Below are 333 nucleotides of genomic sequence, written 5' to 3' on the forward strand. Positions count from 1 at the left end.
GCAATATCGGCATGGTTTTCCAGAACTATGCGCTCTTCCCGCATATGACGGTCGAGGAGAATGTCGGCTTTCCGCTCTCCGTCCGCCAGGTGAGCAAGGCCGACATCGCGGCCCGCGTCGGCCGCGCGCTCGACATGGTGCGGCTGAAGCAATTCGGCGACCGCCGCCCGACCCAGCTTTCCGGCGGCCAGCAACAGCGAGTGGCGCTGGCTCGCGCGCTGGTGTTCCAGCCGAGCCTGGTGCTGATGGACGAGCCGCTCGGGGCGCTCGACAAGAAATTGCGCGAGCACATGCAGCTTGAGCTCAAGCAGATCCACAGGATGCTCGGCGTCT

Annotated in this window: 1 protein-coding gene; it reads left to right on the forward strand. The window is 64.9% G+C overall.

Annotated features, from left to right (window positions below):
• Positions 1-333, forward strand: a 333-nt coding sequence (locus EN853_RS33380; protein WP_135861365.1) for an ATP-binding cassette domain-containing protein, incomplete at both ends; no start/stop codon positions are given.

Origin of the sequence: Mesorhizobium sp. M1C.F.Ca.ET.210.01.1.1, assembly GCF_004791585.1 — a bacterium.
Classification (GTDB): Bacteria; Pseudomonadota; Alphaproteobacteria; order Rhizobiales; family Rhizobiaceae; genus Mesorhizobium.